Below are 6170 nucleotides of genomic sequence, written 5' to 3'. Positions count from 1 at the left end.
CACTGCCGGACACCTTCTAAGCGCTTGGCCGCAGGTTCGAGTCCTGCCTGGGGCGCTCTTCCCCTCACATGGCCGGCGCCTCCGCCGGCCGTTTCGCTATGCGCGGTGGAGCACGGCGGAAGTCGGCGAAGCGTCGAGCCGGGGCGGGCGTGCGGCGGGGAAACGGCCAGCGGCGGTGTGGCCGCGGGGTCCCCTGACGGTCGGAACACCGGCGCGGAGATCAAGCCTGCCCTCGGGCCGAAGGCCGGGTCCTCCGCAACGCACGGGCCGCCTACGGACTCTCGCCGGCATCCGGGCACGTCCGGTGGCGCCCCGCCGAACACCCCGTGCCTACGAAGGCGGCGCCGGGTCGGGATCGGGCACGAGCACGCACGGGTAGTGCGGGCCCGTGCGTATCGGGAAGCACCCCGTACCGACCAGCGGCCGGCTCACCCCCTGCATGCACACGCCGCACCGCCCTTGCGGTTCCGCGCCTGAAGGGCAGGAGCGGATTCGTCACGCCTGCCTCTCCCCCAGTGCTGCGCGAAGCCAGTCGAGCCCGTTCTGCTGCAGCAGCTCGTCTGCGAGGCGCTGGGCCGTCTCGGTCTTCAGACGGCTGCGGCTGTTGTCGATCCACCGCTGGGCGTGGGCATGCCCTTGCTCCCGGTACTCGATTCCCTGCAGCAGGCACTCCAGCTTGTCGGCATCGCGAGCGCACACGGCCTCTGCGGACTCCTTGGCCTCGTACTCGGCCACCAGCCGACGCACCATGGAGGCCAGCCTGGGCGGCATCCCCTCGGTCTGGTCGGCCGTCACCGCAGCGGGGTCGGCCTGTGGCGCGTACTTCTTCCCGAGATGGTTCACGTCACCAGTCCTGGACTCCTGCGAGTCGTGCCACACGGCCATCAGGGCCGCACGCGCCGGGTCGGCGCCTTCCAGCTCGGCGATGACCGAGGCGAGGAGAGAGGCGCGCCAGGCGTGCTCTGCGACACTTTCGGGGTCCCGGACGCCCGCCATCCACCAGCCAGTGCGCTTGGTGTGCTTCAGGGTGCCTGCCTCGAACAAGAAGCGGCCCACCGCGGACAGGTCAAGGTCGTCGGCCACTGCCCGTCTCCTCTCACGCCTCGGTGAGGCGGATCGCGTACCGGATGCCTTCCAGCTCTCGCCGCGCCCGCGGTGAGAGGCCATGGTCATCCAACAGCATGGCGAGCCGCGGCTGTAGACGGTCGAGGTGCGCCGACCGGCGAAGCAGGCCTGGGCGGGCGGCGAGCAGGGCCCACAGGGTGTGCACGTTCAGGTCGAAGTACCCGTGTTCAGGGGTCAGACCCCTGGCCAAGTGGGCCAAGAGCCGTTCTCCGGTCCATGAGCCCGCATCAGCTCGGGCGATGAAGTCGTCCGTGAGTTCCACAGGCTGCTCGCCGATCCAGTACGCCCAGTAGTTGAGGTTCGCCGCCTCCGTGCGTGTCGTCGCCCTCCAACCCGCTGATGAAGTGCGCCATGCGGTCGCGGTCCCCCTGACGGGCTGCCACTGCGGCGACCGATCGTTCATCCAACCAGCGGTTCAGCCAACCCTGCGGGCGGACAGCGCCCTTCTGTGCGGCCAGCCACGCCGCCGTGTCCCCCTCGATGTCGTAGCCGGCCAGGTAGACGGCTTGGCGGCGCAGGAGAAAAAGACCCGGGTCGCGGGCGGCCTCTGCGGTGCGGCGGAGTTCTGAGAAGAGCTGCGCTCGTTCTGCACGCGGAAGGTCAGGGCCGACCGGCACCGGGCCGCGGCGCGGACGAGGCGGCGCGGGCAGCCTCCGAAGAGCTGCGGGGGCAACGCCGGTGAGCGGCCAGGTGACCATCTCGACGAGGTCGCGTTGCATCACCCAGGCACCCATGGGGTTGCCCTCAGGCGCTTGCCCCTGAAGGACGCCGGTCAGCAGAACGTCTGCCTCCATGGCGCGTTCCAGCGTGTGCAACAGGGACGGAGCAGCGCCCATGCGGAGCAGGATGTGACGGTGCACGAGGTTCTGCCCGGTGGGCACTGCTGTGAGGGGCCGGCGGCCGGACTCCCACCCTGCGACGGTGTCACCCGACACGCGGAGTCGTTCAGCCAGCGACTCCTGCGTGCAACCGAGCTGTTCGCGGATGAGGCGGAAGGTGAACCCCGAAATGAGGCCGGCCCGCGGCTGCAGAGCGGAAGCCTGACGGGGAGACCGGGTTTTCGCACGCTGGCTGCCTTGCACTCTGTCCCCCTTGGTGGAGTGGAGGCTGCAACCGGTACTGCCGGTCAGTTCAGCCGACGGCCCTGCGCTCCTACTGTCGAAGCGTCATCGAGGACCACTCAGCGTAGCGAAGCGCAGGTGATCGTATGGGCCGGATCGAGACCACGGCAGAGAGCACGAGAGCAGGTGTACCCGTGTCAAGAACGCCGCCGCTCACCGAGCGGCAGCGCCGGGGCCGGCAGTGCGCGGACTGCGCCGTCGAGCTGACCGCCGCGACCGCGCGGCAGCTGCCGCGCCGCTTCCCGCTGCGGGTCTGCGTCCGCTGCCACTCCGCGAGGTGCGGCCGGTGACCGCGGCCGCAGGGGCGCTTCCCGCGTACGGGGTGCTCACCCCGTTCCAGCGGTACGGCCTGGACTGCACGTTCTGCGGCGCGCCGCTCGCGCCGGGAGCCGCGGTGTCGCTGGGCTGGCTGCGCCACCGGCCCGCGCCCGGCGTGCGGGTCGTGTGGGCGCCGCGGGCCTGCCACGGCTGCCACACCGCGAGGTGCGGCCGGTGACCGCCCGGACGCTGGAGCAGGTGCGGGCGGACGCCGAGCGGGCGGGGCGGACCGGTGAGTGCGAGCTCGGCGAGCATCGGCAGTGCCACCCGCAGGACGTCTACGCCACCGACCGCCCCCGCCCCGGCGAGCGACCGCTGTTCTCCATCAGGTGCACCTGCCCCTGCCACGAGAGGACACGGCCATGACGCCCGCGGAGGCGCGTTGGTGTATGCACTGCGGCCGGGTGATCGAGGGTGAGGCCGTCGTGATCCCGGGGTTCTCCGCGTCGTGCGCCAGACCGGACGCCTACCGGCACCCTTCGTGCCTTCCCACGGTTCCACCGCGCCCGCGCCGCCGCTGACCACTCCCCCGCCGCCGGTCGCTTCCTCCACCGGTCCGCTGCCGGGGGCGGGACCACCCCCTGTCCGCGGAAGAGGCGCCGCGCAGGGGATCCGATGCGGCAGCCGGACGTGGCAGACCGGCCGCAGGGGCGCAGTGCAGGCCCCCGAACGCCGGGTGCCCCGCGCCTGCGGAAGTGGCGCGGGGCCCGGATGGGACGCGGGGGTGCATGGTGCGGGGTGGTGCGTGCGGGGCGTGTGGGGGATGCGTCGGCGGTGTACGGCCGGTGCGGGTGCCTCGGGTCAGTCCCGGGCGGTCGAGCCGACCGGCAGGGACGGGGCGGCGAGTGCGGGCTCGGGCGGTGTCGGCGCCGGCCGAGCCTCCGAGGCGGTGTACGGGCCGCTGCACGTGGGGCAGTTGCCGTCGAGGGCCGTGTCGAGGCCGGCGGGGATCCCGGCGGCCAGGGCGGTCTCCTGGACCTCGGGCACCCCGGCGGTCCGGGAGCCGCGCACCGCCGCCGCGGCGACGGACAGGCACGCGGCCACCAGGACCAGGTTCTTGATGATGTACTGCCCCTCAAGCGTGGGGACGAGGGGGTGGCTCCATACGGCGCCGGGGACGATCGCCAGGGTGACGAAGACCCCCGCCATGTGCACGAAGAACGTGACGAGCGTCAGCCGCAGCAGCCGCCCGGTGACGAGGCCGATCCCGATCAGCACCTCCATGAGGGCCAGGAGCGGTGCGGTCACCTCGGCGGGGACCGCGTCGAACGTCATGATGCTCATCACGACGGTGGCGATGTCCTCGGCGGGGCTCAGGGCCGGGATGAACTTCAGGACGCCGAACCACAGGTAGAGGATGCCCACGCTCACGCGGAGCACGGTGATCTCCCTGCGCTGGTACGCGGTGCAGAAGGCGGACAGCCAGGGCTTGCACTTGTCGGTGAGCTTGCCCTGGCCGGTCGCGGGGAGTGCGGAGCTCGTGGGATCAGCGGAGCGTCCGCGGCGGACTATGCGGGTGGGGCTCATGGAGGTTCCTCCGTTCGTTGGTGCGCGGCCGCCCGGGCGCGCTCCCTGCCTGCGTCGGCTTCCGCCGCGCGGCCGGCCTTCAACCGGGCGTTCTCGCTTTCCAGTTCCGCCAGCCGACGGCGCAGCGGAGCGATCGCCTGCTCCACCTCGTCCGTGGTGTAGCGGGGCTCGATGTGCTGGGGGCAGTTCCAGTCGTATGCCTCGACGTCGATGAGGACGACCCGCTCCACGACCGCCCGGTAGTCGCCCGGGACGAGTGGACCGGCCGATTCGGGCCACTCCTCCGCCCCGACGGTGCGGGCACGGCCGAGGACCTTCAGCCGGCTCCGGCTCGGGTAGTCGATGAGGAACAGGGCGACCCGGTTGTCGTGGTCGAGGTTTCCGGTGGTGATGTACTGCTTGTTGCCCCGGTAGTCGGCGAAGCCGAGGGTCTTGTCGTCCAGGGCCCGCAGGAAGCCGACAGGGCCTCCGCGGTGCTGGATGTAGGGCCAGCCCGAGGAGCTGGTGGACGCCATGTAGAAGCTCGTCCTGGTACGGGCGAAGTACGCCTCGTCCTCGGTGAGCCGGTCGGCGTCGGCCGGCCCGGCCGTCATGTGGGCGTAACTGCGGCGGCTGCCGTGCCGCTCCTGGTGCCGCTGCGCCTCAGGGGTGAAGAGCAGCTGTCCGAACCTGCTGGTCATGACTGCCCCTCACCACCAGTAGGTGGGGTAGCGGGCGGTCTTGCCGCTGCGTCCCGCGACGATGCCGACGCCGACCAGGACCAGCGTGGCGAGCAGCAGGAGCGACAGGAACAGCGGCGCCGACGGCTGGGTGAGCACGACGATCACCGCCGTCGCCGCGGCGGGCGAGTGCGGCGTCCTGGCCAGGGCCATGGCGCCGATGGCGAGACCGCCGGCGACCGCGGCCGTCCAGACGGAGCTGCCGCCGGCCGCCAGGCAGACGAAGCCGACGACGGCCGAGACGAGCTGGCCGCCCACGACGCTGCGCGGCTGGGCGAGCGGGAGCGCCGGCGCCGCGAACACCAGGGCGGCGCTGGCGGCGAGCGGCGGGATGAGCACGGTCTGGTCGAGCAGGACGCCGATAACGACGAGCAGGACGAGCGAGACGACACCGCTGAGCGTGGCCACCGAGATGGCGGCACCGGGGGCGCGGGCGGGCGCCTTGCCGCCCAGCGCGGCACCGATCCGCTTCGAGGCCGGCGTGCCGGCCTGCGGCTCGGTCACCGTGGACTCGGACATCGGGTTTTCCTCCCTTGCACATACACGGAGTTGAGCAGCTAACGTATGGATCATAGCCTGATGCATTAGCTTCAGGAGGGAGTTCCGGCGAAGTCCGAGGACGGCAGGATGGGACGATGGACCAAGGGACGCATGCAGGGCAGGGACGGGAGACCATCGGGCAACTCCCACTGCTGGGTGAGCCGTTGCCGCTCGACCTGGTGAACACGACGTACATCAAGGGCGGGGTGCGCGGTCACCTGGTGGACGCCTTGACCTCCGGGGAGGCCCTGGACGCCTGGCTGGCCGTACACCGGGGGAAGTTCAGCTCCGCCCTCTCGGCGGCGCTGGAGCGCTCGGGGCCCGCGGGGGAGGACCACGTCGAGGCGTTCCGGGAGCTGCGCCGCGCGCTGCGGGGCCTGGCCGCGGCCCGCACGGCGGGCCACGAGCCGGAGCCCGCCGACGCCGACGCCGTGAACGCGGCCGCCCGGCTCGCCACCCAGTGGCGGGAGCTGGCCCCCGGCCCCGCCTTCGACGCGGTCCCCCGGTGGCTTGAGGGGGATCCGTACCGGGTGGCGCTCGGGGAGGTCGCCGCGGCGGCGGTGGCGCTGTTCTCCGGGGAGCAGGCCGACCTGATCCGGGCCTGCGGCGCTCCGGGCTGCATCCTGTACTTCGTCAAGAGCCATGCCCGGCGCGCCTGGTGCACGTCCGGCTGCGGCAACCGGGTGAGGGTGGCCCGGCACAGCCGCCGTACGCGGGAGAACGAGGTGACCGGACCGGGCGCGGCCGAGGGAGCGGCGGCCGCGCCCGGCGCGGAGGGGGTCGGCGGGCTGTCGGGGTGAGGCGGGGGGCTACCCCTCCC

The 6170-nt window shown here is 72.5% G+C and carries 8 protein-coding genes and 1 pseudogene; 4 read left to right on the top strand and 5 right to left on the bottom strand.

Annotated elements, in window-relative coordinates; translation table 11 throughout:
- Window positions 1-495 precede the first annotated feature (495 nt).
- Together BJP40_RS08315 and BJP40_RS08310 are read right to left on the bottom strand one after the other, a co-directional pair.
- On the bottom strand, window positions 496-1083 hold the full coding sequence (locus BJP40_RS08315) for an HD family hydrolase (protein WP_071279828.1): 588 nt from the start codon (window positions 1081-1083) through the stop codon (window positions 496-498).
- A gap of 13 nt (window positions 1084-1096) precedes the next feature.
- Window positions 1097-2156, bottom strand: a pseudogene (locus tag BJP40_RS08310) (helix-turn-helix domain-containing protein).
- A gap of 224 nt (window positions 2157-2380) precedes the next feature.
- Between BJP40_RS08310 and BJP40_RS34085 the strand changes: the two are divergent.
- Genes BJP40_RS34085 through BJP40_RS08300 form a run of 3 tightly spaced genes read left to right on the top strand, consistent with a single transcriptional unit; the run spans window position 2381 to window position 2930 of the window.
- A complete protein-coding gene (locus BJP40_RS34085; protein WP_177204338.1) occupies window positions 2381-2536 on the top strand; it encodes a hypothetical protein in 156 nt (51 codons plus the stop codon).
- Window positions 2533-2742, top strand: coding sequence for a hypothetical protein (locus BJP40_RS08305; RefSeq protein WP_071279827.1), 210 nt, complete (start codon window positions 2533-2535; stop codon window positions 2740-2742). Before BJP40_RS34085 ends, BJP40_RS08305 begins: the two co-directional genes overlap by 4 nt.
- Window positions 2739-2930 (top strand): hypothetical protein, encoded by a 192-nt coding sequence (locus BJP40_RS08300; protein WP_071279826.1) that lies wholly within the window; start codon window positions 2739-2741, stop codon window positions 2928-2930. Before BJP40_RS08305 ends, BJP40_RS08300 begins: the two co-directional genes overlap by 4 nt.
- 435 nt (window positions 2931-3365) lie before the next feature.
- Here BJP40_RS08300 and BJP40_RS34080 read toward each other — a convergent pair whose 3' ends face one another.
- The 3 genes from BJP40_RS34080 to BJP40_RS08285 are packed head-to-tail and all read right to left on the bottom strand — an operon-like array spanning window position 3366 to window position 5329.
- The gene (locus BJP40_RS34080) at window positions 3366-4091 is read right to left on the bottom strand and encodes a hypothetical protein (RefSeq protein WP_071279824.1); all 726 of its coding nucleotides are present in this window, start codon (window positions 4089-4091) and stop codon (window positions 3366-3368) included.
- Window positions 4088-4771 carry a pyridoxamine 5'-phosphate oxidase family protein gene (locus BJP40_RS08290; RefSeq protein ID WP_071279823.1) on the bottom strand — a complete coding sequence of 228 codons (684 nt, stop codon included), beginning with the start codon at window positions 4769-4771 and terminating at the stop codon, window positions 4088-4090. Before BJP40_RS08290 ends, BJP40_RS34080 begins: the two co-directional genes overlap by 4 nt.
- A 9-nt stretch (window positions 4772-4780) precedes the next feature.
- On the bottom strand, window positions 4781-5329 hold the full coding sequence (locus tag BJP40_RS08285) for an HPP family protein (RefSeq protein WP_071279821.1): 549 nt from the start codon (window positions 5327-5329) through the stop codon (window positions 4781-4783).
- A gap of 116 nt (window positions 5330-5445) precedes the next feature.
- On the opposite strand from BJP40_RS08285, the gene BJP40_RS08280 reads away from it, so the two are divergent.
- On the top strand, window positions 5446-6150 hold the full coding sequence (locus BJP40_RS08280; RefSeq protein ID WP_079171013.1) for an ABATE domain-containing protein: 705 nt from the start codon (window positions 5446-5448) through the stop codon (window positions 6148-6150).
- Window positions 6151-6170: the final 20 nt, after the last annotated feature.

It is taken from the genome of Streptomyces sp. CC53, from assembly GCF_001865245.1.
In the GTDB taxonomy this organism is placed as follows: domain Bacteria; phylum Actinomycetota; class Actinomycetes; order Streptomycetales; family Streptomycetaceae; genus Streptomyces.
The sequence above is the reverse complement of the archived record's forward strand: the minus strand, read 5'-3'. Positions and strand labels throughout refer to the sequence as shown.

Excerpts from the sequence above, each read along its gene's own strand:
- BJP40_RS34080 (WP_071279824.1), bottom strand. The coding sequence starts at position 4,091 with ATGAGCCCCACCCGCATAGTCCGCCGCGGACGCTCCGCTGATCCCACG.
- BJP40_RS08290 (WP_071279823.1), bottom strand. The coding sequence starts at position 4,771 with ATGACCAGCAGGTTCGGACAGCTGCTCTTCACCCCTGAGGCGCAGCGG.
- BJP40_RS08285 (WP_071279821.1), bottom strand. The coding sequence starts at position 5,329 with ATGTCCGAGTCCACGGTGACCGAGCCGCAGGCCGGCACGCCGGCCTCG.
- BJP40_RS08280 (WP_079171013.1), top strand. The coding sequence starts at position 5,446 with ATGGACCAAGGGACGCATGCAGGGCAGGGACGGGAGACCATCGGGCAA.